The 24,623-nt window shown below is 63.3% G+C and carries 16 protein-coding genes; 7 read left to right on the top strand and 9 right to left on the bottom strand.

Translation table 11 applies throughout. The features are described from left to right. Positions 1 to 16 precede the first annotated feature (16 nt). The 3 genes from EJ079_RS31595 to EJ079_RS31585 all read left to right on the top strand — a co-directional run bounded on the left by EJ079_RS31595 (position 17) and on the right by EJ079_RS31585 (position 3,061). Positions 17 to 1,012, top strand: a complete 996-nt coding sequence (locus EJ079_RS31595) for an ABC transporter permease (RefSeq protein WP_023808756.1) — start codon at positions 17 to 19, stop codon at positions 1,010 to 1,012. Positions 1,013 to 1,061: 49 nt separating this feature from the next. After that, positions 1,062 to 2,114, top strand: coding sequence for a substrate-binding domain-containing protein (locus EJ079_RS31590; RefSeq protein ID WP_127811069.1), 1,053 nt, complete (start codon positions 1,062 to 1,064; stop codon positions 2,112 to 2,114). A 101-nt stretch (positions 2,115 to 2,215) separates the two neighbouring features. After that, the gene (locus tag EJ079_RS31585) at positions 2,216 to 3,061 is read left to right on the top strand and encodes an acyl-CoA thioester hydrolase/BAAT C-terminal domain-containing protein (protein ID WP_127811068.1); all 846 of its coding nucleotides are present in this window, start codon (positions 2,216 to 2,218) and stop codon (positions 3,059 to 3,061) included. Here the strand turns inward: EJ079_RS31585 and EJ079_RS31580 are convergent. The 3 genes from EJ079_RS31580 to EJ079_RS31570 all read right to left on the bottom strand — a co-directional run bounded on the left by EJ079_RS31580 (position 3,047) and on the right by EJ079_RS31570 (position 7,161). Then, on the bottom strand, positions 3,047 to 3,913 hold the full coding sequence (locus tag EJ079_RS31580) for an alpha/beta hydrolase (RefSeq protein WP_127811067.1): 867 nt from the start codon (positions 3,911 to 3,913) through the stop codon (positions 3,047 to 3,049). The genes EJ079_RS31585 and EJ079_RS31580 overlap by 15 nt on opposite strands. Positions 3,914 to 4,050: 137 nt before the next feature. Beyond that, positions 4,051 to 6,105 carry a bifunctional aldolase/short-chain dehydrogenase gene (locus tag EJ079_RS31575; protein ID WP_127811066.1) on the bottom strand — a complete coding sequence of 685 codons (2,055 nt, stop codon included), beginning with the start codon at positions 6,103 to 6,105 and terminating at the stop codon, positions 4,051 to 4,053. 90 nt (positions 6,106 to 6,195) lie between these two features. Continuing rightward, a complete protein-coding gene (locus EJ079_RS31570; protein WP_127396099.1) occupies positions 6,196 to 7,161 on the bottom strand; it encodes a sugar-binding transcriptional regulator in 966 nt (321 codons plus the stop codon). A gap of 191 nt (positions 7,162 to 7,352) precedes the next feature. On the opposite strand from EJ079_RS31570, the gene EJ079_RS31565 reads away from it, so the two are divergent. The 4 genes from EJ079_RS31565 to EJ079_RS31550 all read left to right on the top strand — a co-directional run bounded on the left by EJ079_RS31565 (position 7,353) and on the right by EJ079_RS31550 (position 14,326). After that, a complete protein-coding gene (locus EJ079_RS31565) occupies positions 7,353 to 8,993 on the top strand; it encodes an acyl-CoA synthetase (protein ID WP_127811065.1) in 1,641 nt (546 codons plus the stop codon). A gap of 187 nt (positions 8,994 to 9,180) precedes the next feature. Next, positions 9,181 to 9,786 carry a TetR family transcriptional regulator gene (locus EJ079_RS31560; RefSeq protein ID WP_027036073.1) on the top strand — a complete coding sequence of 202 codons (606 nt, stop codon included), beginning with the start codon at positions 9,181 to 9,183 and terminating at the stop codon, positions 9,784 to 9,786. 51 nt (positions 9,787 to 9,837) lie between these two features. Beyond that, positions 9,838 to 10,980, top strand: coding sequence for an efflux RND transporter periplasmic adaptor subunit (locus EJ079_RS31555; protein WP_127269134.1), 1,143 nt, complete (start codon positions 9,838 to 9,840; stop codon positions 10,978 to 10,980). Between the two features lie 199 nt (positions 10,981 to 11,179). Continuing rightward, a complete protein-coding gene (locus tag EJ079_RS31550; protein WP_127328496.1) occupies positions 11,180 to 14,326 on the top strand; it encodes an efflux RND transporter permease subunit in 3,147 nt (1,048 codons plus the stop codon). A gap of 68 nt (positions 14,327 to 14,394) precedes the next feature. On the opposite strand, the gene EJ079_RS31545 is transcribed toward EJ079_RS31550, so the two are convergent. The 6 genes from EJ079_RS31545 to EJ079_RS31515 all read right to left on the bottom strand — a co-directional run bounded on the left by EJ079_RS31545 (position 14,395) and on the right by EJ079_RS31515 (position 24,597). Next, entirely contained in the window at positions 14,395 to 16,104 is a 1,710-nt protein-coding gene (locus EJ079_RS31545; RefSeq protein ID WP_127811064.1) for an APC family permease, read from the bottom strand. Between the two features lie 385 nt (positions 16,105 to 16,489). After that, complete coding sequence (locus EJ079_RS31540; RefSeq protein ID WP_127811063.1) at positions 16,490 to 18,859, bottom strand: aminomethyltransferase family protein; 2,370 nt, start codon at positions 18,857 to 18,859, stop codon at positions 16,490 to 16,492. 349 nt (positions 18,860 to 19,208) lie between these two features. Further along, complete coding sequence (locus EJ079_RS31535) at positions 19,209 to 19,850, bottom strand: sarcosine oxidase subunit gamma family protein (protein ID WP_164874020.1); 642 nt, start codon at positions 19,848 to 19,850, stop codon at positions 19,209 to 19,211. After that, positions 19,828 to 22,809 carry a sarcosine oxidase subunit alpha gene (locus EJ079_RS31530; RefSeq protein WP_127811061.1) on the bottom strand — a complete coding sequence of 994 codons (2,982 nt, stop codon included), beginning with the start codon at positions 22,807 to 22,809 and terminating at the stop codon, positions 19,828 to 19,830. The genes EJ079_RS31535 and EJ079_RS31530 overlap by 23 nt, the downstream gene beginning before the upstream one ends. A 241-nt stretch (positions 22,810 to 23,050) precedes the next feature. Continuing rightward, positions 23,051 to 23,326, bottom strand: coding sequence for a sarcosine oxidase subunit delta family protein (locus EJ079_RS31520; protein ID WP_127811059.1), 276 nt, complete (start codon positions 23,324 to 23,326; stop codon positions 23,051 to 23,053). A gap of 17 nt (positions 23,327 to 23,343) precedes the next feature. Beyond that, the gene (locus EJ079_RS31515) at positions 23,344 to 24,597 is read right to left on the bottom strand and encodes a sarcosine oxidase subunit beta family protein (protein WP_127811058.1); all 1,254 of its coding nucleotides are present in this window, start codon (positions 24,595 to 24,597) and stop codon (positions 23,344 to 23,346) included. Between the last annotated feature and the right edge of the window lie 26 nt (positions 24,598 to 24,623).

Here is a 24,623-nt window from a genome sequence, read left to right as displayed (position 1 = left end):
CGCGCGGGAGCGCCGGATGACATTGCGCGACCACGCCATCCGCTACGGGTTCATCGTGCTCTTGTTCGGGCTCGTCGCCTATTTCTCGATCGCTGCCGACGGTTTCGTTTCGCCGCAAAGTGCCGTTTTCATCTTCCAGTCAGTCGCCATCACCGGCGTGCTGGCGCTCGGCGTCACCGCCACGCTGGTCGTCGGCGGCTTCGATCTCTCGATCGGCTCCGTCGCCACGTCAGCCATGATGGCGGCGGCCTATGTGATGGTGGTGCTGGAGCAGAACGCCCTTGTCGCGGTCGTCGTCTGCCTGCTCATCGGCGCAATTGTCGGCCTGATCAATGGCTGGCTGATCGTCTACATGCGCGTGCCCGATCTGCTGGCGACGCTCGGCATGATGTTCCTGCTCGTCGGCCTGCAGCGCATTCCAACCGAAGGCCGCTCGATCGCCACCGGCATGACCATGCCGGACGGTTCGGTCGCCAACGGCAAATTCTCCGACGCCTTCCTGGCGCTCGGCCGCCACCGCTTCGACTTCTTCATCCCGAACCTGATTCCGGTGTCGGTAGTCGTGCTGCTCGTGCTCGCCGTGCTGATCTGGTTCTTCCTCGAATACACCCGCTTCGGTCGCATGATGTATGCCGTCGGCAGCAATGAGCGCGCCGCCGAACTCGCCGGTGCGCCTGTCAAGGCATACAAGATCTGGGCCTACGTTATTTCAGGAGTTTTTGCCTCGATCGGCGGTATTTTGCTCGCTGCCCGGCTTGGACGCGGCGACATCGCCTCGGGTAATAATCTGCTGCTCGATGCGGTCGCCGCGGCACTGATCGGCTACGCGGTGCTAGGTGCCGCCAAGCCGAACGCCTTCGGCACTGCCATCGGTGCGCTGTTCGTCGGCATCTTGCTGCAAGGCCTGACGATGATGAACGCGCCTTACTATACGCAGGATTTCGTCAAGGGCGTGGTTCTGGTCGTCGCCCTTGTCTTCACCTTTGCGCTTTCGGGCAGGGGCAGGAGGTAGCTTTCGACCGGAACAGGATTTGGGTTCAACAAGAGTGGAGGAAAACAAAGTGAGCATTACAAAAAGACTTCTGGGGAAGGTGGCGCTCGGATTGGCCGGCGCAACCATGCTGATGCAGGTCCCGGCTTTTGCCGCGGACAAGCCGGCGCCTTTCGACAAGCCCGGCGTGAAGATCGCGCTGGTGCGTTATCTCTCGACCGGCGACTTCTTCCAGGCCTATCTGTCGGGCGTCGAGGCGCAGTCGAAGGCGCTCGGCATCGACCTGCGTGTCCTCGACAGCCGCCAGGATGCTGCCCTTCAGTCCGACATGGTCGATCAGGCCATCGCGCTCGGCGTGCAGGGCATCATCATCCAGCACGGCCTGACGGAATCGATGAAGGACGCCGCACAGCGTGCGGTCGACGCCGGCATCAAGGTGGTGGCCTTCGACGTCAATGTCGAAAATCCCAAGATCCCGCAGATCGAACAGTCCGACCGCGACCTGGCGCGCCTCGCGCTCGAGCAGGCTGTCAAGGACAATGGCGAGAGCTGGAATGCCGGCTATGTCTATGTCGCCGGCATCGCGCCGCTCGACCGCCGCAACGAGACCTGGGTCGACGTGAAGAAGAAGTATGCCGGCATCAAGGAAGTCGCGATGTTCGGCACGCTCGACAATCCGATCGCCAACTCCGTCGCCAACCAGGCGCGTTCGGTGCTGACGGCGCATCCCGACATCAAGGTGATGTTCGCTCCCTATGACGAATTCGCCAAGGGCGTGAAGATCGCCGTCGACGAAGCGGGCTTGAACAAGGGCATCAAGATCTATTCGGCCGACATTTCGACGTCCGATATCGCTGCGATGCGTGAGCCCGACAGCGCCTGGGCCGCGACCGCCGCGACCAATCCGGCTGTCGTCGGCCAGGTCTCGGTGCGTGCGCTGGCGCAGCTGCTGGCCGGTGAAGATCCCGGCCACAACGTCGTCGTGCCGCCGACGCTGATCACCCAAAAGGACCTCATCGACAAGGACATCAAGAACATGGAGGACCTGTCGGCCAAGCTGCCGCAGTTCGCCCATGCCGATGTCGCGATGCCGGCCTGGATGCCGAACCCGAACGCCAAGTAGGTTTCGCTATCGAAGGCCGCCTGCAGCCGCTTGCTGCAGGCGGCCTTTTTGCTGAATATCTGCAGCCGGCGCCAGGCTCCGGCCCAAGGTACGGTGCTTATATGGAAGTCCAGGCGGCAATCGAGGAAGACCTGTCCGGCGCCGTCGCCGGAACCTTGTTTCGATGCCCGCAGGCCACCACCGGTGTCGTGGTGTTGGGTGGGTCGAGTGGCCGCATCGATGTCGGGCGCGCACGGCTCTTTGCAAACCAGGGTTCGTCGGCCCTTGCCCTGCGATGGTTTGGCGGTGAGGGACAGCCTCCTGGAATATGCGAAATTCCCCTCGAAACCTTCTTTGCGGCGACCGACTATCTCATTGGAACGGGATGCCACCGCATCGTCTATGTCGGCACATCCAAGGGTGCCGAGGCCGCATTGTGCGCAGCGGTCCATGATCAGCGTGTCAACGCTGTGGTCGCGATCAGCCCGTCATCGGTGGTTTGGGGAAATATCGGCGCGGGCCGGGATGGCTTCAGCTGGCCTGAACGATCCTCATGGTCGCTCGACGGTATTCCCCTGCCATTCGTGCCGACAGATCCGGATTGGGCACCCAAGCAGGTGGATGGTCTGGTGTCTTACAGCGGGTTATTCGAACGCAGCATGAAAACCTTCAAGCGGGAGGCGAATGCCGCGACCATTCCCGTGGAAAAGATATCGGCCGAGATTGTGCTTGTCGCGGGTGGCGACGATGCGCTGTGGCCCTCCCTATGGTTCGCGGAAGAGATTGTCCGGCGGCGCGGCAAAGCCGGCAAGGTCACCCACCTCGTTTCATTGCCGGATGCGGGGCACCGTATTCTCTTGCCGGGGGAAACCACGCCGCGCTCGGTGTCGCATGAGCATGGCGGCAGTGACGAGGCTGATTCGAGGCTGGGAACCAGGGCCTGGAAACACATTCTAGAGTTGCTGTAGCAGGGGTTTCGCGGCGGCCGAAGGATGCTGGTCGTTCCAGAAGTCGAGCACAGTCGAGATTATTGCCTCCGGCGCGTCTTCCTGAACGAGATGTTTGGCATTTGGAACTGTGATGAACGGCGCACCGGGGATGCGGCGCGCCAGTTCTCGCCCGTCGTCGAGCGGAATCCACTCGTCGTCTTCACCCCACAGGATCGTCACAGGGCAACGTATCTCGTCGTACCGCCACTCGACCTCTCGACTGTACTTGTCGTCCATCTGTGCGATCTGACGCCAAAAAGCCTTCTGTCCCTCGTCTCCAAGCCATGGCTGCAGATAGAGCTGCATTTCGTCCGCGCGCAACGCGTTCGCGACAGAGCCGCCGATATAGGCGCGAAGCATGGCTTCATGGATATAGGCCGGCAGACCGGCAAACGCTTTCTCGTGTTCTTTTGCCGCTTGAACCAAGGGCGATCCCTGAGGGCTGATCGCGACCGGATCAATCAGCACCAGAGAGCGATAATCGAGCCCGTTGAGCAGGTGGCCGCGCAACGCGACGGAGCCGCCGAAGTCATGCGCCACGATGTCGGGCCACTCCAGCTCCCAGTGAGCGTAGAGCGCCGCGAACAACTCGTTTTGAAAGCCGCGCGACACGTCCGCGTCGGGCTTGGCGGATTGCCCGTAGCCGAGCATGTCGAAATAGTAGATCCGGCGCCGTTGCCCGAGCCAAGCTGCAATCCGCCGCCATTCCACCGACGAGAACGGGGTACCATGAAGCAAGACCGCCGGCGGCCCGTCGCCGATCGTTCCCCATGCGATCGGGTGACCCGAAAAAATAAAGCGTTCGGGCAGGGACCAGTCATCGGTTGGCATGAGGGAACTCCCGGCAACAATTTAGCTGCTTGACCTTGCTCGATCTCAATGGCCGGTCGGGTCGAAAGTTCCCAACCGCCCCTTCTCGAGCAAGCTTCGGAGTTGCACCGCACCTTTCGTCTGGACGGATCTCTACGTCAGCGCAACGCTGCCGCGATATTACCGCCGTCGACGGTCGTCACATCGGCGGTGGTGCGGTCGGCCAGCGCGTGATGCAGGAAGGCCTGCGCCACGTCCTGCGCCGTCACTTCCTGGCCGAGCAGATTGCCGGACATGTAGTCCTTCTCCGACACGCCGCGCGCGCCTGAGCGGCTGGCGATCATGGCGTCGGTCAGAAGCCCCGAGCGGATGCGGTCGGCGTTGACGGCGTTGGAGCGGATGCCATGCGCGCCATAGTCAAGCGCGTATTGCCTGGACAGGAACAGTGTCGCCGCCTTCGGCACGCCATAGGCGCCGAACTTCGGGCCGGGGTTCACCGCCTGTTTGGAGGTGTTGAACAAAAGCACGCCGCCTGTGCCCTGCTCGAGCATGATGCGCACGGCATTCTGCGCCACCGATTGGTGGGCGAAGAAATTGAGCTCGAAACTCTTGCGCAGGAGTGCGTCGTCGAGCTCGCCGATGCGGCCTTCCCAGGCGGCGCCGGCATTGGAAACCAGGATGTCGACACCGCCGAACACGGCGACCGCCCTGTCGAAGGCGGCACGCACCTGCGCCGGGTCGGTGATGTCGGCGGCGACGCCGATCGAATTGTTGCCGGCTTTCTTCGCCGCATCGGCAGCCTTTTCGGCGTCGAGATCGACGACGACGGCATGGGCGCCATTGTCGGCGAACAATTTGGCTGTCGCTGCACCGATCGCGCCGGCGCCGCCGGTGATCAGCACCACCTGGCCAGTCAGTGGCTTCGGCTTGTTGGAGGCGAGCTTGGCCTGTTCCAGCGACCAGTATTCCAGCGGGAACAGATCGGCCTTGGAGAGCGGGTGGAAACGGCCGACCGCCTCGGCGCCGCGCACCGCCTCGATCCACATCTCGCCGATGTCCGAGGCGATCTTCGCGTCCTTCAGCGTGCGGCCATGGCCGAACATGCCGAGGCCCGGCACCAGCGTCAGCCGCGGCATCTGGTCGAGCATGGTGCGCTTGACGTCGTCGAGCGCATCATTGGTTTCGAAATAGGCGCGATAATCCTTGGCGAACGCGTCGACATGGCTCTTGATCACCGCCTTGTAGTCGCCGGCCTTGTCAGCATCGGGCGCCGGCAGCGCCATCGGGCCGGTCTTGATGCGGATCGACAGATCCGGTGTCGACACGCCGCGTCCGGCATAGTCGGCGATCTCGGCCGAATTGATGAAATCGACAATTGCCGGCGAAGTGCGGAAATCGCTGACCATGCGGTCGAAGCGGCCTTCGCCGCGCGCCACCGCCACCGCACCACGCAGCATCGGCGCGATGGACGCCGGTGTCGCGAGGCTTGCCGGCAAGGCCGCCTTTGCCGCCTTCGGCTTGCCGCTTGCGGCAATGAAGTCCTCGGCGACATTCACATAGTGGATCATCCGGTCGTAGGCCTGTTTGGCGTCGTCGCCGAAGGTGAAAATGCCGTGCTTGTCCAGGATCAGGCCTTCGACATCAGGGTCGGCGTCGAAGATGTCGGCCGCCGCCTTGGCGAGGTCGAAGCCGGGCATGATGTAAGGCACATAGCCCATCCTGCTGCCGAAAACCGTCTTCACCAGAGGTTTGGAGTCCTCCTGGTCGACGATGGCGAGGATGGCGGTCGAGTGCGTGTGGTCGACGAATTTGTGCGGCAGGAAGGCATGCAGCAGCGTCTCGACCGACGGGTTGGGCGAGGACGGATCGATGAGGTTGACGCGTTGCAGGGCAACCATGTCCTCGTCGGCCAGCCTGTTCAGCGCGCGCGCCTTGAGCAACGGCTTGAGCTTGACCGCCGGCAGGCCCTGCGGCTCGATGACGCCCATATCCCAGCCGCTGCCCTTGACGCACAGCACGTCCCACTGGTCGCCGACGAGGTCGGTTGCCGTCGTCTTGCAAGAGGTGTTGCCGCCGCCATGCAGGACCAGCCGTGGTTCGCCGCCGAGCAGCCGGGTCGTGTAGACGCGCAGCGCCAGGTCGCGGCCGACACCCTTTTTCGCGTAGTCTGCGACGAGATTTTCGGCTGCTTCGTCATTCCACAAATTCTTCATGTTCGCTTCGTCCGGTTGCTGTCTTTGTTGGTGAAACAGGATTGCCGCGACGCTTTGATGACAATGCGCCGGCAGCGGAGAGGAGGATTTCTAGGAGGCCTTTTCTATGGTGGCAGCCGCATGGTCCAGGAGCCGCTGCGCCATGTGCGCGCCGACCACCAGATGCGTGCAAAGGCCGCCGGCGATCGCCGCGAGCAGCGGTTCGAACTTGCTGTCCTCCTGCACCACCACCAACCGCCTGGTGATGGCGCGCAGCGAGGCAAGTTCGGCGGAGATCACCCGGCGGTTATAACCGCAGCCGAGCACCTTGCCTTCGGCGTCTATGATCTGCCCGGCAATCACGCCGGCAGCGCCTTGGCTACGCAAATCCGCCATTTCGTTTGGCGTCAGCGCGCCGCATTTGACCAGATGGCTGTCGGCGTCGACCGCGCCGACCGAGTATAACGCCAGGTCGCATTCGCTGACACCCGACAATTGTTCCCGGATCACCGGCTCGGCACGCAGCGCCCGCGCGAGTTCTTCCGTCGACAGCACCAGCGGCGCGTAGAAATTGAGCCCCTTGGCGTTGAGCCGCCGCGCGATTTCCATGGTGCATTGGTCGGGGCGATAGGAATAGGGCGCGCCGAGATTGCCGCAGAGCTGCACCACCGTGACATCCTGTAGATCGGCATAGGACATCACGTCGGCGATCATATAGACGGTGCGGCCCCAGGCGACGCCGATGCGGTCGCCCTTCTTGACCAGTTCGAGAAAGACGCTCGCCGCCAGCACGGCGATTTCCGTCGATGGGTCGGCAATATGATCATTCTCCGGCGCGATCCAGACGGCGTCGAGGCTCAACGCATCCTCGAGCTTGCGCGCCAGCACGTCGTCGGTGAAAAGCTGGGTCGAGGTCGAGATGTTGACGATGCCGGTCTCGCGCGCCTTGCGCAGATACATGGCGACCGAGGCACGGGAAATGTTAAGCTGGCTCGCCACCTGGTCCTGCCGCAGGCCATGGGCATAGTAGAGCCAGGCGGCCTTGTGGATGAGTTGTTCTGCCGGTCGGATCGCCATGCCGTCTCCTCGGCTGACATTATTCACGGCTCTCGACAAAAGTCAAACTGGGCAGAGGTATGCGATACTCCCGCTTACGCCGAATCTGGTTCATCATTGTGCCAAATGCGCTCTCTCGTGGCATCGTTTGTGGTGACGCGGCCCGAGCCTGTGATTAGAACGTCTGAAAGAAACCGCGGGGGGAGCATGGGATGGGCAGTCCTTACGAACAGGATCTCGACAAGAACGCGGCCAACCATCAACCGCTGACACCGCTCACCTATCTTGAGCGCGCGGCCAAGACCTATCCCGACCATGTCGCCATCATTCACGGCCGCCAGCGCATCGACTATCGCACTTTCTGGCATCGGTCGCTGAAGCTTGCCTCCGCGCTCGACAGGCGCGGCATCGGCAAGGGCGACACCGTCACCGTCATGCTGTCCAACACGCCGCCGATGCTGGAGGCGCATTTCGGCGTGCCGATGACCAAGGCGGTGCTGCATTCGCTCAACACCCGCCTCGATGCCGCGGTCATCGCCTTCCAACTCGATCATGCCGAGACCAAGGTGCTGATCGTGGACCGCGAATTCTCCGGCGTTGTCAGGCAGGCCCTAGAACTGACCGAGGTCAAGCCGCTGGTCATCGACTATGACGATCCCGAATACGCCGACGACGCGCCGTATCCGAAGGGCGAGCGGGTTGGCACGCTGGACTATGAGGCGTTTGTCGCAGGCGGCGCCGAGGATTTCGCCTGGTCGATGCCCGACGACGAGTGGGACGCCATCTCGCTCAACTACACTTCCGGAACGACAGGCAATCCGAAGGGCGTCGTCTACCACCATCGCGGTGCCGCGCTGATGGCCTACACCAACACCATTCATGCGGGCATGGCCAAGCACGCGGTCTATCTCTGGACGCTGCCGATGTTCCACTGCAATGGCTGGTGCTTTCCCTGGACGCTCGCTGTCCAGGCCGGCACCCATGTCTGCCTGCGCTGGGTGCGGCCGAAGCCGATCTACGATGCGATTGCCGATCACGGCGTCACCCATCTGTGCGGCGCCCCGGTCGTCATGTCGGTGCTGATCAATGCCAGGGAGGAGGACAAGCGCGAATTCCCGCAGACTGTCACCTTCAACACCGCGGCAGCTCCGCCACCGGAAGCGGTGCTGTCGGGGATGGCCGATGCCGGCTTTGCCGTCACCCACCTCTACGGCCTGACCGAGACCTATGGTCCGGCGGTCGTCAACGAATGGCATGGCGCCTGGGATGATCTCGAAAAGGGCGAGCGCAGTGCCAGGAAGGCGCGGCAGGGCGTGCGCTATGCGGCGCTCGAAGGCCTGACCGTCATGGACCCCGAGACGATGCGGACCACACCGGCCGATGGTGAGACCATCGGCGAGGTCATGTTCCGCGGCAACATCGTCATGAAAGGCTATTTGAAGAACCGCAAGGCGAGCGACGAGGCCTTCGCCGGCGGCTGGTTCCACTCCGGCGATCTCGGCGTCATGCACCCCGACGGCTACATCCAGCTCAAGGACCGCTCCAAGGACATCATCATCTCCGGTGGCGAGAACATCTCCTCTATCGAGGTCGAGGACGCGCTCTACAAGCACCCGTCGGTTGGCTCTTGCGGCGTCGTCGCCAGGCCCGACGACAAATGGGGCGAAGTGCCTGTTGCCTATGTCGAGCTGAAGCCCGGCAAGGTCGCGACCGAAGCCGAGATCATCGATCACTGCCGCGCGCTGCTTGCCCGGTTCAAGGTGCCGAAGGCGGTCATCTTCGCCGAAATCCCGAAGACCTCGACCGGCAAGATCCAGAAATTCCGGTTGCGCGAGATGGCGAGGGGGACTTAAGCCTCGTCGCTGCTCTCCTCCAGTTACGACCTTTGCGATTGGGCAAAGCCTCCGCGACTTTCGTCGGTTCCCTGTCACCATCTGTCACCATTCGTACGTGTACACCGAATCCGCATTGACAGGTCGCTCTTTTCAATTTACGAGTGACGAAAATCGAAATTCATCACTCGTAAATCGATAGAGGATCATGTCCGAAGCCGCCACCATAGTCGCCGAAGCCGCCCGACAGGAAAATGTAACGCGCATTCTCGATTGCGCCGAGCGCCTGTTCCGGCACTATGGCTACGGCAAGACCAATGTCGCCGACATCGCGCGTGAGCTCGGCATGTCGCCCGCCAACATCTACCGTTTCTTCGCCTCCAAGGTCGAAATCCACCAGGCCGTCTGCGGCCGTATGCTCGGCGCCAGCTACAAGATGGCCTACGAGATTTCGCGCCTGCCGATCAGCGCCGAGGAGCGGCTTAGGCGTTACGTGCATGCGCAATACAAGATGACGATGGAGGTCATGCTCGACGACCAGAAGGTCCACGAGATGGTCATCGTCGCCCTCGAACGGGACTGGGGTGTGATCGACAAGCATGTCGACAGCATCCACGACCTGTTTGCGGAGGTGATCCGCGACGGCATCGAGGCCGGTGAGTTCAGACAACAGGACCCGGTGACCGCGTCGCGCTGCTTCGGTGCCGCAACGGTCATCCTGTGCCATCCGCAAATGGTGGCGCAGTGCCTTGCCAAGACCAACCGGGCGATGCCCGACGATCTGATCGACTATGCGATCAGAGCTCTGAAGTAATAGCCCCCGCCAGCCGGTTGTCGACCATTCATCTCCAGTCGGAGTACCAAGATGTCTTTGTCCAATTCCATCCTTCGCAAGCTGCCAGTTGCCGGCCTGATCGTCGCCACTCTCGGGCTTGCCGGCTGCAGCCAGGAAAAAGCCGAAGTCAAGGATATCATCCGTCCCGTCAAGGTTGTCGAGATCGCGAAGGTGCACGACACCCGCACGCTCTCCTATTCCGGCTCGGTGCGAGCCCGCACCGAGAGCGCTCTGGCGTTCCGCGTCAATGGCAAGATCACCGAGCGCCTCGTCGATATCGGCCAGCATGTGGCCGCGGGCGATGTGCTCGCCCGCATCGATCCCATTGACTACGACCTCTCGGTCAAGAGCGCGCAGGCAGCGCTCGATGCCGCCGAGCGGCAGGTCGAGACCGTGGAGCTTGCCCGCAAGCGAGCCGAGCAGCTTTTTGCCAAGAATTTTGCCCCGAAATCACAGCTCGAACAGGCGACCTTGACCTATGACCAAGCGGTCGCCACCCGTGATTCCGCCCTTTCGACACTTGCTCAGGCGAAGAACCAGGTCGGCTATACCGATCTCAAGGCCGACAGGGATGGCATCGTCACCACGGTCAGTGCCGACGTCGGTCAGGTCGTCGGTTCCGGTACGCCGGTTGTCACTGTCGCCGTCGACGGCGAGAAGGAAGTGCTGATCGCCGTCCCCGAAATGGAAATCGCCGAATTCAGGCCGGGCAAGGCAGTCAAGGCGGGCTTCTGGTCCGACGATGCGCTGGCGCTCGATGGCAAGGTCCGCGAAGTCGCCGGTAGCGCCGATCCGCAGTCACGCACCTTTGCCGTCCGCGTCAGCCTGCCAAACGATCCGCGTGTGCTGCTCGGCATGACCGCCAGCATCGAAGCCTCGGCGGCCAATGAGCGGCAGCTGGTCTCGATCCCGCTGAGCGCATTGGCCGAGCAAGGCACCCAATCGATCGTCTGGACCGTCGATCGTGGCGCCGACACCGTTCATGCCCGTCCGATCAAGGTTGCCGAGTTCGCCGCCGATGGCGTGCGTGTTGCAGAGGGTTTGAAACCCGGCGATGTCGTGGTCGCCGCCGGCACGCAATTCATGACCGAAAACCTGAAGGTGAAGCTCGCTGGTGATGCGGCGCTGCAATCGGCATCCGCGGCAGACGGCGACGCCAAGCAGGTGCGCTGACGACAGACAACCGGCTGCGCGTTCCCGCAGTCGTTGGTTTCCGGGCGGCAGGCGCCCGACCGAGACGCTCGATTGATGTAACCCCCACATCGATCTCGCGTCCCACCGCGATGAGTGCTTCTCCGCTCGGAGAGCCTTGCCGCCCGGAAGCCACTATGAAACCTCGATTTTGATGCGCTAGATAGATGGACCAGCGTCGATGACCAATTCCACGGAAGAGAAGCGGCCCTTCAACCTGTCGCGCTGGGCAATCGGCCATCCCGCCATTGCGCGGTTCCTGTTCGGCCTGATCATCATTTCCGGCGCGCTCGGCCTGATGCGTATGGGCCAGAAGGAAGATCCCGATTTCACCTTCCGGATCATGGTCGTCCAGGCGATCTGGCCGGGCTCCTCGATCAAGGAGATGGAAGACCAGGTCGTCAACAAGATCGAACGCAAGCTGCAGGAAACGCCGCATCTCGATTTCGTGCGCTCCTTCACCCGCGCCGGCAGCGCCATCATCACCGTGCAGATCAAGGGCGACACCAACACCGCCGAGGTGACCGACGCCTTCTACCAGGTGCGCAAGAAGGTGGGCGATATCCAGGGCGACCTGCCGCAGGGCCTGCTCGGCCCGTATTTCAACGACGAGTTCGGCGACACCTTCATCACCTTGCATTCGATCAGCGGCGACGGCTTCAGCTATCCCGAACTGAAGAAGTTCGCCATCCAGGCGCGCGACATGCTTTTGACGACGCCCGGCGTCGAGAAGGCCGTCATCATCGGCGACCAGCCGGAAAAGCTCTATATCGACGTCTCGTCCAAGGCCCTGGCCGAACGCGGCCTGACGCTGACCGATCTGCAGAATGCGATCAAGGGACAGAACAATGTCGACCCGGCCGGCTCCGTCGATACCGGCACCAACTCGGTACGCATCTCCGTCGAGGGCGATGTCGGCAAGGTCGAGGATATCCGGAACCTGCGCCTGCGCGCCGGCGGCCAGGTCACAAGGCTGGGCGACATCGCCACGGTGACCTCGGGGCTGGAAGATCCGTTCCAGCGCAAATACCGCTTCAACGGTCACGACAGCGTGCAGTTGGGCGTCGTCATGGCCAAGGGCTTCAAGGTTACCGACGTCGGCAAGGATGTCGAGGCCACCTACAAGCGCTTCGAAGAGGCGCTGCCCTACGGCGTTGCGGTCGACCAGATCTCCGACCAGCCGGGCGTCGTCACCGATGCGGTGGCCGAGTTCATGCATGCGCTCGGCGAAGCGCTGCTGATCGTGCTCGTCGTCTCGTTCCTGTCGATAGGCTGGCGTTCTGGCCTGGTCATCGCCATCGCCATCCCGCTGGTGCTGGCTGCGACCTTCGCCATCATGTACGAACTCGGCATCGACCTGCAGCGCATCTCGCTCGGCGCGCTGATCATCGCGCTCGGTCTTCTGGTCGACGACGCGATGATCGTCGTCGAGATGATGGAGCGCAAGCTGGAGGAGGGGATGGTCAAGGTCGAGGCGGCGAGTTTCGCCTATTCCTCGACCGCCTTCCCGATGCTGACCGGCACGCTGATCACCACAGCCGGCTTCATTCCGGTCGGCTTCGCGGCCTCGACCGCCGGCGAATATGTCCGCACCCTGTTCTATGTCGTCGGCATCGCGCTGATCGTCTCCTGGTTCGTCGCGGTCTATTTCACGCCATGGCTCGGCAATATGATCCTCAAGCAGCGCAAGCATGCCGGCAGCCATCACGATGTCTTCGACACGCGTTTCTATCGCCGGCTTCGTGCTACCGTCAGCTGGGCCGTGCGCCATCGCATCATCGTCCTGGTGATGACGCTGGTCACCTTCGGCACCAGCCTGTGGGCTTTCCAGTTCATTCCGCAGAACTTCTTCCCGCAATCGTCGCGGCCGGAAATCCTCGTCGACCTTTGGCTGCCGGAAGGCACCAGCATCAAGGAAGTCGAGGCGCAGGCCAAGGCGCTCGAAACCAAGATGATGGACGACAAGGACAAGCGTTTCATCGCCACCTATATCGGCGAAGGCGCGCCGCGCTTCTTCCTGCCGCTCGACCAGCAGCTGAGCAACCCCAACTTCGCCCAGCTGCTCGTCATGGCCAATGACGAACCGGCCCGCGAACGGCTGATCGTCAAGTTGCGCACCGTTCTGGCTGAAGACTTCCCATCCATCCGTGCCAAGGTCGATCGTCTGTTCCTCGGCCCGCCGACCGGCTGGCCGGTGCAGATGCGCGTCATGGGGCCGGATCGCCAGGAGGTGCGCCGCATCGCCGACCAGGTGAAGGCGAAGTTCCGTGAGGATCCGCTGCTTGGCGCCGTGCATGATGACTGGCTGGAGCCGGTTCCGGCGATGAAGCTGGTCATCGACCAGGATCGTGCCCGCGCACTCGGCGTCACCTCGCAGCGCATCCGCCAGATGCTGCAGGCGGCAATGTCCGGCGCGCCGCTCGACGACTTCCGCGACGGCGAGGAGACGGTGTCCATCGTCGCCCGCGAGCCGGATGCCAGCCGCAGCCTGCTGTCCTCGGTCGACTCGGTCTATATCCCGACCGACTTCGGTGGCTTCGTGCCGCTGTCGCAGGTTGCCAAGGTGGTGCCGGTGCTGGAGCAAGGCATCGAGTGGCGCCGCGACCGTCTGCCGACCATCAGTGTGCGGGCAACGCTGCCCGACGGCGTGCAGTCCAATGACGTCGTCACCAAACTGTACAAGGATATGCAGGGCCTGCGTGACGGATTGGCGCCCGGCTACAAGGTCGAGATCCAGGGCGGTGCGGAGGATTCGGCGGAAAGCCAGGCTTCGATCGCCGCCAAGGCGCCGATCATGCTGGCCGTCATCGTCGTGCTTTTGATGATCCAGCTGCAGAACTTCGGCAAGGCGATGCTGGTGCTGGCGACCGGTCCGCTTGGCATTATCGGTGCTGCCGCGGCACTCTTGATCAGCGGCGCGCCGTTCGGCTTTGTCGCCATTCTCGGCGTCATCGCGCTGCTCGGCATCATCATGCGCAACTCGATCATCCTGGTCGACCAGATCGACCAGGACATCGCCGCGGGCATGGACCGCTACGAGGCGATCATCGGTTCGGCCGTGCGCCGTTTCCGGCCGATCACGCTGACGGCGCTGACGGCGGTGCTGGCGCTGATCCCGATCTCGCGCGGCGTCTTCTGGGGTCCGCTCGCCTACGCCATGATGGGCGGCATCCTCGTTGCCACGGTGCTGACCATCCTGGTCCTGCCTGCCGGCTACGCCCTGTTCTTCGGCCGGGAGCCGAAGAAGCGCGGGGCGGAGGGGCGGACCGACGATCTGGAACTGAGCCAGGAAGCCGAAAAGCCGCAACTGGCGCTGGCCGCCGAATAGACCGATCACGCCAGTCGAAAAGGATCGGGCGCGCCGAAGCGCGCCCGATCCTTTTCACTTTTACGAGGTCAGATGACGAAGAACCAGTTGGCGAGCAGCATCACCACCACGCCGGCTACCAGGGTCAGGTAGGGCAGTATGCCCGCCTTTTTGACCGAGAGGTCGGCCCCCGTCATGCCGAGATCGGCCAGCATGTGGTCGGGGAACTTGCCCTTGTCCTGGATGTAATGGCGGAAGCAGAACACCGGGATAATCAGGGCTGCCGTGATCAGGCCGGCCCACAGCGCCATCGGGTTCCAAACTTTGGCTCCCGCGCCCATGAAGATCATGTTGACATAGGCGAAGATCGCGCCGACGCCGAGCAACCAGCTCGGTGCTTTCCAAGGCCGGGCGATATGGCCGTTGTCGATGCGGTGGATCCAGCCGGCATTGAGGTTGAGGAAGTTGAAGATGATATAGCCGCAGTTCGACACGGCGAGGATGAAGAAGAAGCTCGTCGCGTCGGCAGAGGCGATGGCCAGCACGATCAGGTTGAAGACGAGATCGGTCCACATTGCCCGCGTCGGCGCGCCATGTTCGTTGACATGGCTGAGATAGCGCGGCAGCCAGCCATCGACCGAGCCCTGGTAGAGCGTGCGTGAAGAGCCGGCCATGGCCGTCATGATGCACAGAACCAGAGCCAGGATCATCAGCATCACCAAAAGGCTGTGGATCAGTGCGCCGCCGCCGACCATGCCGGCCAGCGCGTCGGCGACACCGGAGCCGTCGACGATCGGTGTCGCCAGCATGCCGTTGAGGCCAAGCACGCCCTGGAAGGTGAACGGCACCAGGATGAACAGCAGCATGCACAAAAGGCCGGAATAGAAGATGGCCTTGAACGTGTCGGTGCCCGGGTTCTTGAACTCCGAGGTGTAGCAGACGGCGGTCTCGAAGCCGTAGGTCGACCAGGCGGCGATGAACATGCCGCCAAGCACCAGCGTCCAGCCGGCAATGTTCCAGGCGCCGGGCTCGGGCGCATAGGCGGCCGCCAGCGGCACCAGCGGCGAAAAATTCGCCCAGTTGATCTGGCCGGTGACGATCGGCACCACGCCGACGATCAGCATCGGGATGATGACCAGCAGGCCGATATATTTCTGCACATTGGCAGTGCCGAGGATGCCGCGATGCTGGATGGCGAAGATGATCAGCATCAGCACCGCGCCGATGAAGAAAGTCGCGTTGAGGGTGAACGAGACCGGCCCCAGCGTGTGGCTGTAGAGCGTCCAGTTGCGGATCACCGGCGTTGCCGCGGCGGTCACCGCCGTGATGGCGTCGGCGGCACTCGTCCCGGCATGCGCGGCGATATAGGCGACGACGTCGGGCGAGGCATCGGTGAACAGCGGCACCGGCGCCAACGCGTTGAGGATATAGGCGGCGGCGATCGAGCAGCCGAGCGACAGCACCGGCGACCAGGCGAACCAGTTGCACCAGACCGACAGCGGCGCGATGAACTTGGAATAGCGCAGCCATGCGGTGGCGCCATAGATCGACGCGCCGCCCGACTTGTTCGGAAACAGGCCGGCGATTTCGGCATAGGTGAAGGATTGCAGGAAGCCCATGATCATGGAGAAGATCCAGATCGCGAAGGCCAGCGTGCCGGTCGTGCCGGCAATGCCGCCGATCGAGAACAGGACGAGGGCAGGCACGCCGCTCGCCACCCAGAAGGCGCCGCGCCAGTCGATATTTCGGTGCAACTTGCCTTCGGCAAGCGGCTCCAGGACAGTCGTTATCGTGCTCATATGTCTCTGTTCCCCATTTTGATGTTCCCCGTTCGTGACCGCCGCGGCTTCGCTAGGCTCACCATCGACGCATGCATTGATCGACTGCTGGTGTTTCCACTCAGTCGTATTTTTTTCTTAGGAGTGAAGATTGATCCGGCGCGCTTTCACGTCAAGCGAATTGTCGCGCCGTGCACATCACGCTTGCGAAACATGTCAGCTTCACACTGGCGGGCAGGATTGTTCGGAAAAGGACCAGGGGTCTGGAAACGAAAAAACCGCCGGAGGCGGGTTCCGGCGCAAATCAGCACCATGGACGAATATGTAGCATAGCTGCCCTCAGCAGGTCAAGAAAAAATTCCTATCAGGCTGCCAGCACGGCCTCACTGTCTTGGGAGGAAGGCCGTCAGGAGCGTGGTTTGGTCTTTTGCGGATCGTAGTGAGCGAAGGCGACGACGCGCGCCGGCAGCCGCTTGGCATGGCCGTCGAGCTTGCCGATCTCGACCTCGGTACCGACAGCCGAATGGGTGACATCGAGCCTGGCCAGCGCGATGGTCTTGTTCAGCACCGGAGAACGCATGCCCGACGTGACCACGCCGATCTGGGCGCGGCCGACATGCACGCAGTCGCCATGGCCGACGTCGACATTGGCCTCGATGTCGAGGCCGACCAGCTTCGTCTGCGGGTGCTCCTTGCGGCGGATCAGCGCCTCGCGGCCGATGAAATCGTCGGTCTTGCTCTTCAGCGGCACGGTGAAGCCGATGCCGGCCTCGAACGGATCGGTCTGGTCGGAGAATTCGTAGCCGGCGAAGATCAGCCCGGCCTCGATGCGCACCATGTCCAGCGCCTGCAGCCCCATCGGCTTCAGCCCATGCGGCTGGCCGGCTTCCCAGATGGCGTCGAACACCTTTTCGGCGTCGCGCGGATGGCACCAGATCTCGTAGCCGAGTTCGCCGGTATAGCCGGTGCGCGAGACGACGACCGGAATGCCGTTGCCGCCACCAATGCGGGCGACGGCGAAGCGGAACCATTCGAGCTCGTCGATCGACGGCTGCAATGGCGAAGTCCAGATCACTTCTCGCAGGATGTCGCGGCTCTTCGGACCCTGGACGGCGACGTTGTGCATCTGGTCGGTTGACGAGCGCACCAGCACGTTGAGGCCGAGCTTCGTCGCCGTCTCGCGCAGCCATTCGCCGGACAGATCGTCACCGCCGACCCAGCGGAAATTGTCCTTGCCGAGCCGCAGCAGCGTGCCGTCATCGATCATGCCGCCATGCTCGTAGCACATGGCGGAGTAGACGACCTGGCCGACGCCAAGCTTCTTGACGTCGCGGGTCAGCGTGTATTGCAGCAGCGCCTCGGAATCCGGGCCGGTAACCTCGAACTTGCGCAGCGGCGACAGGTCCATGATCACCGCGTCCTGGCGGCACGCCCAGTATTCCGCGATCGGCCCGTCCTTGGCGAAGGAATTGGCGAGCCAATAGCCCCTGTACTCGCCGAAGTTGCGGGTGTGCTTGGCAAAGCTCGAATGAAAAGCTGTCTCGCGGGTCATTTTCTGTTCCGAATCGGGCGTCATGCGTCTGGCGATCGCTCGCGAGAATTTGTGCTGGCCGGAATAGGTCCGCACATGGATGTCGGTCGGGTTCCAGCCATTGGCCGGCGTCGTGTCGTCGGGGCAGGCGGAGGACACGCAGACGATGTCGGTGAGCGCCCTGAGCAGCACATAGTCACCCGCCCGCGACCACGGCTCGTCGGACACCATGACGCCATGCGCGTCGATCGCCGTGTTGAAGAAGAAGTTGATCGCCATCCAGCCCGCGCGGGGATTGACGCCCTTGCCGGCCAGAGCGCCGTTGAAATTCTCCGAGCAGTTGGTGTGGCCGGGATAGCCGATGTCGTCGTAATATTTGGCGGCGCAGGCGAGCGCGAAGGCGTCGTGCCGGCCGCATGTGTCCTGCACCACCTCGACCAGTGGCTCCATGTCCTGGTCAAAGTATTTGGAATGCAGGCCGGGCATCGGGTAGCTCGCACCCATCAGCGTGCGAGTCGTCGTCACGTCGAGCGGATGATCCAATCCCCTGTCCAGCTTGTGCGCCGAAAAGCACTGGAAATCGGTGCACTGGCGCCCGTCGACATCGATGATCTGGAGATAGTCGCCAGCCTTGACGAAATAGGATTCCGCCGTCGCCGAATGGACGCGCAAATCGAGAACCGGGTCGGCCAGCGGATCGGCCAGTAGCGATTTCGCCGCCGGGCGGATCGTGGCACGGCGAACGATGGCAATCAGCGGCGTCGCCGTGTCGTGGCCATCGACCAGCATCGGCCCGCCGGGGGCCGCAATCAGCATCGCGCCATCGCGCGCGACGGTGAAAGCCTGTTCGGTGCCGGCGGGCGTCGCGCCGCCGAACACGCGAACCGCCTTGGCATGGTCAAGCTGCACCTGCCGGCGCGCGAGCCCGCTCCGTAGCGATGCGAGGCTGTCGTCGTCCTCGGCCAACAGCGCCTTGATGCCGGCAGCGTTGCTGTTCGATGTTTCACCGAAAATGCCGGGATCGGTCGCGCCGGTCCTGTCCCAGGCCAGCAACTCGCAGGCCTGGCCACCCTCGACATTGCGCACGGTGATCGTGTCGCCGGCCTCGATATCGATGAGCACCGCGCCATTGCCATGGATCGTATAACGCTCCATGCCCGGCGGCAGCGTGATCTGGCCGGGCCTCAGGATGAGGCTCGGCCGCGGCGGTCCGGCAGCAATTGCGGGGTAGGGCGACTGGCTCATTTCAGCCTTGCGGTTCGAGAAACAAGTTTGCCTGTGTGTGAAATTATTTTAGCGGTAAGAATAGCAGTGCGCGTGCGTTTGGCAAGGCGAAGGTGGCGTTTCGGACGTAGTCGGCTCAGGTTGAATTTCGCCAATCAGCCTTGTCTCCGAACGTCGGCGCCGCCCCTCATCTGGCTGCCGCCATCTTCTCCCCGTAAACGGGGCGAAGGGCGCTGTCGTCATCGGTTTCGCCAAGTGCCGACGCTAAGGAGATGGCGCGGCATTGCAGCCAGCGTCTTTTCGCCCCGTTTACGGGGAGAAATGCCCGGCAGGGCAATGAGGGGCAGCGCCGAGATCTACAATTAGCGACCTAAACTCCGTCAGAGTGGCTGATAGCAACTCCGTACTCCGCACCCGAATCCAGCACCGTATGCCAAAGGCTTTCGGCGAAGGTCGCAAACACCAGAAGGTTGAACACCGCCTGCCCATCCGGCCGATCGCCGCCGCGCCAGAGCGTGACGCTGGTGTGATCCATCGATGTCGCGGCGGCGGCGCCGACCGGGAACGTCGTTGGGTGCAAGTCGATCGAAGACAGTTTCGCCAGCATGGTGCGTGCCTTGACGCCCGAAATGCTGATCAAGACCCGTGCATGCGACTGATCCGACAGCGAGGCGGAGCCGGAGAATGCCGGCGTCAACGTCTGCGTCGTGTGCTTGCCGCCGTTTGACAGAACGAAGAACTGATCCGGCCCCGACCAGATCAGCGTGGCATCCGGAGTCTGTACCGCCTTCGGCGCATCCGGTGGCACCGCGCCGAAACGGGCCTTGGCCGCTTTCGCCAGATCAGCCCCTTGGCCGCGCCGCGCCATCACCTGGACGAGATCAAAATTGCGAATCTCGGTCAGCGAGACGCCGGCCTCGATACCGCGTGCACCATGCACGCCGGCAACAAGCGCCTTTTCAAGGGGACTGTGGGGAGCCCAGGAAGAATCAACCACGCTGGCGCCCTCCATCCGGATCGTAGAAGACGGGATTGCAGAGTTCGACATCGTAGTCTTCGCCGCGCAACGGGTCATGCGCATGCACGATCTCGCCGATGCGTTCGCGGCCGCGTTCGACAAGCGCGAGCCCGATCCACTGATCCAACGTCGGCGAGAAGCAGACCGAGGTGACATAGCCCTGGTCGTTGCCGGGGCCGGGTGTCTGTCCCTTCGGGATGATGTGTGCGCCGGAGCGCAGCCGGCGTGCCTTGTCCGTCGGCTTGATGCCGACGACGACCTGCCGGTCCGGGGCTACCAGCGCCTCGCGTCCGGCCATGACGCGGCCGATATAGTCTTTCTTGGTCGACATCATCTTGCCCAGGCCAAGATCGGCCGCCGTCGTCGTGCCGCTCAGTTCCGGTCCGGCAATGTGGCCCTTTTCGACGCGCATGACGCCGAGCGCCTCGGTGCCGTAAGGCGTCACGCCGAACGGCGCGCCGGCCAGCATCAAATTGCGCGCCATGGCATCGCCAAAGCGCGCCGGCACCGAAATCTCGAAAGCCATCTCGCCTGAGAACGAGATACGGAACAGCCGTGCCCTCAGGCCGCCGCGGAGTGCTACTTCGCGCGCGCCCATGAATGGAAAGCCTTCGTTGGAAAGGTCTTCGACCGGGTCGACGATTTCCCTGAGCAGATCGCGTGTCTTCGGCCCGGCGATCGAGAATTGCGCCCACTGGTCCGAGACGGAAGTGAGCTGCACGTCGAGCTCCGGGAACAGCACCTGGCGGCAGAATTCGAGATGCTGCATCACCAGCCCGGCCTTGGCCGTGGTGGTGGTCAGGAAGTAATGATCCTCGGCCAGCCGCGATGTCGTGCCATCGTCATAGACGATGCCGTCCTCGCGCAGCATGAGCCCGTAACGCGCTTTTCCCACCGCAAGATTGGAGAAGGTGTTGATGTAGACGCGATCCAGGAAAGCGCCGGCATCCGGGCCGTGCACGTCGATCTTGCCGAGCGTCGAGACATCGCAGAAGCCGACGCCGCCGCGCACCGCCTTGACCTCGCGGGTCACCGATTCCAGCCAGTCCTTCTCGCCGGCGCGAGGGTACCATTGCGCACGCTTCCACAGGCCGGTGTCGACGAAGACGGCGCCCTGTTCGGCCGCCCAGTGATGCGACGGCGTCAGCCGTGTCGCATGGAACGTCTCGTCGCGGTGATGGCCGGCGACGGCGCCGATGGCGACCGGCACGTAAGGCGGCCGGTAGATTGTCGTGCCGGTCTCGGGGATCGAACGGCCGCTGACCGCGGCCATGATGGCAAGGCCGGCGACATTCGAGGTCTTGCCCTGGTCGGTCGCCATGCCGAGCGTCGTGTAGCGCTTCAGGTGCTCGACCGATTCAAAGCCTTCGCGCTGCGCCAGTTCGATGTCGGAGGCGGTGACGTCGTGCTGGTAATCGACAAAAGCCTTGCCCTTGCCGGCGACGTGCCATAGCGGCGTCAGCGAGAATGCCTCGTCGTCGGCGGCAGGCGCGATACCCACTGTGTCGCTATGTCCCGTGTCACGCGCCGCTGCCGCGCCGGCGGCAAATCCCTGGCTCAGGCAGGCGCCGAGGCCGAAATCGCCATTGGCGGCACCCGCGGCGACCATGCCGGGAGGCGCGCCGTCCGGCACGAAGGCAGATATGTCGTTCTGCCATTTCGGCCGGCCACGATGGTAGGAAGTCAGCCCGACCGCCGGGTTCCAGCCGCCGGAGACTGCGAGGCCGTCCGCTTCGACCTCGGCGCGCGCGCCACCGGTCAGCGAGACCGCGATTTTCCTGACGCCATCCTTGCCGCCATCGACCCCGCTGACGGAACCATGCAGCACCGGGAAGCCACCCTTGGAGGCCAGCGAACGATGCGCCGGCGACACTTCGGACCGTGCATCGATGACCGCCGCGATCTGCAGGCCGGCACCGAGTGCAGTCTCGACCGTGCGCCAGCCATCCTCATTGTTGGTGAACAGCGCGAGGCGCTTTGCCGGTGTCGCCGCATAGCGCGCGACATAGGTGCGCATGGCGGACGCCATCATAACACCGGGCGTGTCGTTGCCGGCAAAGACGATCGGCCGTTCGATGGCGCCGGCCGCGACAACGCAGCGCTTCGCCACGATCCGCCACAGCCGCTGGCGCACCTGATGCTGAGGCGGCGAGGGCAGGTGGTCGTTGACCCGCTCGATCGCGCCATAGGTACCGCCATCATAGACCCCGAACAATGTCGTGCGGGTCATGATGCGGACATCGGGCATATCGGCCAATTCAGCCAGCGTCCGCGACAGCCATTCGGCTGCCGGCACACCATCGATCGTGCCGCCATCCGACAGCAGGCGGCCGCCGGGGACAAAATCCTCTTCGCACAGGATGACGCGGGCACCAGCGCGGCCGGCTGCCAATGCCGCGGCCAGACCGGCCGGACCTGAACCGGCGATCAGCACATCGCAATGCGCCCATGCCTTGTCGTAGTGATCGGGATCGGCGATGCCTGAGGCACGGCCGAGGCCGGCGGCGCGGCGGATCGCCGGCTCGTAGATCGCTTCCCAGAACTTCGCCGGCCACATGAAGGTCTTGTAGTAGAAGCCGGCGACGAAGATCGGCGCGAACAGCTGGTTCACCGACATCACATCGTGGCGCAGCGACGGCCATCGGTTCTGGCTGGCGGCCTCGAGCCCGTCATAGAGTTCGGCTGTCGTCGCCTTGGTGTTCGGCTCGCGCCGTGCGCCGGTGCGCAGCTCGACCAGCGCGTTGGGTTCTTCCGAACCAGCGGTGAGAATACCGCGCGGGCGATGGTATTTGAACGAGCGGCCGACCAGCTTGACGCCGTTGGCGATCAGCGCGGAGGCGAGCGTATCGCCCTGGAAGCCGAGGAAAGCCTTGCCGTCGAAACGGAAGTTCAGTGGCACCGAGCGGTCGATGAGACCGCCGGAGGTGAGACGGTGGGATTGGCTGGAAGTCACGATTGCCGACCCTTCGTCGCTTCGATGTCATGCGGCAGCGTCGAGCCGCCCCTCATCGCCCTGCCGGGCACTTCTCCCCGTATAGTGACGGGGAGAAGGACGCTCTCGTCCACGATTTCGCCAATCATCAACGCTGCAGGAATAGCGGCCAGGTTGCGGCCAGCGTCCCTCTCCCAGTCTCTATACGGGGAGAGGATGCCGGCAGGCAGGTGAGGGGCGGCGCTGACTTGCACAAGAAAATTCATTTCGCGACCTGCCTCGCACCCACGCCAGCCGCCGGCTCAACGGCGGAAATCTCGTGCGTCAGCGTGTTGCGGGTGACCTTCAGCCAGGCCCGGCAGCCGCCGCCATGGTACCAGTATTCGCTGGTCTGCCCGGCGACATTGTCGCGCAGATAGACATAGTCGAAGACCTCGTCTTCCGAGGCGCCGGCTTCGGGGCGCACCGGCTTGGCGTCGCCGAGATAGGTGAACTCGCCGAGTTCGCGTTCGCCGCAGAAGGGACAGACAATGCGCATGCTGTTCTAGACCGCCTTCAATGCAGGTTCGGTTGGGCGCCCTGGCCCTTTTCGTCGATCGTGGCGCCAGTTCGGAACCGATCGAGGCGGAACCGCGCGGCTTCTTCGTGCGATTCATCGCGGGCCAGAAGATGGGCAAAGACAAAGCCGGAGCCTGGTGTCGCCTTGAAGCCGCCATAGCACCAGCCAGCGTTGATATAGAGCCCGTCGACCGGGCTCTTGTCGATGATCGGCGAGCCGTCCATCGACATGTCCATGATGCCGCCCCACTGGCGCAGCAGGCGCACGCGGCCGATCATCGGCATAAGCGCCATGCCGCCCTCGCAGACGTCCTCCATCACAGGCATGTTGCCGCGCTGGGCGTAGGAATTGTAGCCGTCTATATCGCCGCCGAAGACCAGCCCGCCCTTGTCCGACTGGCTGACATAGAAATGGCCGGCGCCGAAGGTCATGACACCAGGGATAAGCGGTTTGATCGCCTCGGAGACGAAGGCCTGCAGCACATGGCTTTCGATCGGCAGGCGCAGGCCGGCCATTGCCGCGACGCGCGACGAACTTCCGGCAACAGCCATGCCGACCTTGCCGGCGCCGATCTTGCCGCGCGATGTCTCGACGCCGGTCACCTTGCCATTGGCGTCCCTGACGAAGCCGGTGACTTCGCAATTCTGGATGATGTCGACGCCGAGTTCGCTCGCCGCATGGGCATAGCCCCAGATAACAGCATCGTGCCGCGCCGTGCCGCCGCGCCGCTGCAACAGCCCGCCTTGCACGGGAAAGCGCGCATTGTCGAAGTTCAGGAACGGTATCATCTTCTTGACCGCGGCGAGGTCGAGCAGTTCGGCGTCGATGCCGTTGATGCGCATGGTGTTGCCGCGCCGCGCATAAGCGTCGCGCTGCGCGTCGGAGTGGTAGAGGTTGATGACGCCGCGCTGGCTGACCATCGTGTTGTAGTTGAGGTCCTGCTCCATCCGCTCCCACAGCTTCATCGACAATTCGTAGAAGCCGGTATTGCCGGGCAGGCCGTAATTGGAGCGGATGATGGTGGTGTTGCGGCCGGCATTGCCGGAGCCGATCCAGCCTTTTTCGAGTACGGCGACATTCTTGATGCCGTACTCGCTGGCGAGAAACCAGGCGGTGGCAAGTCCGTGGCCGCCGCCGCCGATGATCACCACGTCGTAGCGATCCTTCGGCGTGGCGTCGCGCCAGGTGCGCTGCCAGTTCTTGTGGCCGGACAGGGCGGCGCGGGCGAGCGAGAAGATCGAATATTTCATCAGTTCATTCCGAGGTCGCTCGCACC

Source organism: Mesorhizobium sp. M7A.F.Ce.TU.012.03.2.1 (assembly GCF_004006095.1).
Lineage (GTDB): Bacteria > Pseudomonadota > Alphaproteobacteria > Rhizobiales > Rhizobiaceae > Mesorhizobium.
The sequence above is the reverse complement of the archived record's forward strand: the minus strand, read 5'-3'. Positions and strand labels throughout refer to the sequence as shown.

Coding starts and splice junctions, on each gene's coding strand:
- EJ079_RS31595 (WP_023808756.1), top strand. CDS start 17: ATGACATTGCGCGACCACGCCATCCGCTACGGGTTCATCGTGCTCTTG.
- EJ079_RS31555 (WP_127269134.1), top strand. CDS start 9,838: ATGTCTTTGTCCAATTCCATCCTTCGCAAGCTGCCAGTTGCCGGCCTG.
- EJ079_RS31540 (WP_127811063.1), bottom strand. CDS start 18,859: ATGAGCCAGTCGCCCTACCCCGCAATTGCTGCCGGACCGCCGCGGCCG.
- EJ079_RS31535 (WP_164874020.1), bottom strand. CDS start 19,850: ATGGAGGGCGCCAGCGTGGTTGATTCTTCCTGGGCTCCCCACAGTCCC.
- EJ079_RS31550 (WP_127328496.1), top strand. CDS start 11,180: ATGACCAATTCCACGGAAGAGAAGCGGCCCTTCAACCTGTCGCGCTGG.
- EJ079_RS31545 (WP_127811064.1), bottom strand. CDS start 16,104: ATGAGCACGATAACGACTGTCCTGGAGCCGCTTGCCGAAGGCAAGTTG.
- EJ079_RS31575 (WP_127811066.1), bottom strand. CDS start 6,105: ATGAAGAATTTGTGGAATGACGAAGCAGCCGAAAATCTCGTCGCAGAC.
- EJ079_RS31560 (WP_027036073.1), top strand. CDS start 9,181: ATGTCCGAAGCCGCCACCATAGTCGCCGAAGCCGCCCGACAGGAAAAT.
- EJ079_RS31520 (WP_127811059.1), bottom strand. CDS start 23,326: ATGCGCATTGTCTGTCCCTTCTGCGGCGAACGCGAACTCGGCGAGTTC.
- EJ079_RS31565 (WP_127811065.1), top strand. CDS start 7,353: ATGGGCAGTCCTTACGAACAGGATCTCGACAAGAACGCGGCCAACCAT.
- EJ079_RS31515 (WP_127811058.1), bottom strand. CDS start 24,597: ATGAAATATTCGATCTTCTCGCTCGCCCGCGCCGCCCTGTCCGGCCAC.
- EJ079_RS31580 (WP_127811067.1), bottom strand. CDS start 3,913: ATGCCAACCGATGACTGGTCCCTGCCCGAACGCTTTATTTTTTCGGGT.
- EJ079_RS31585 (WP_127811068.1), top strand. CDS start 2,216: ATGGAAGTCCAGGCGGCAATCGAGGAAGACCTGTCCGGCGCCGTCGCC.
- EJ079_RS31570 (WP_127396099.1), bottom strand. CDS start 7,161: ATGGCGATCCGACCGGCAGAACAACTCATCCACAAGGCCGCCTGGCTC.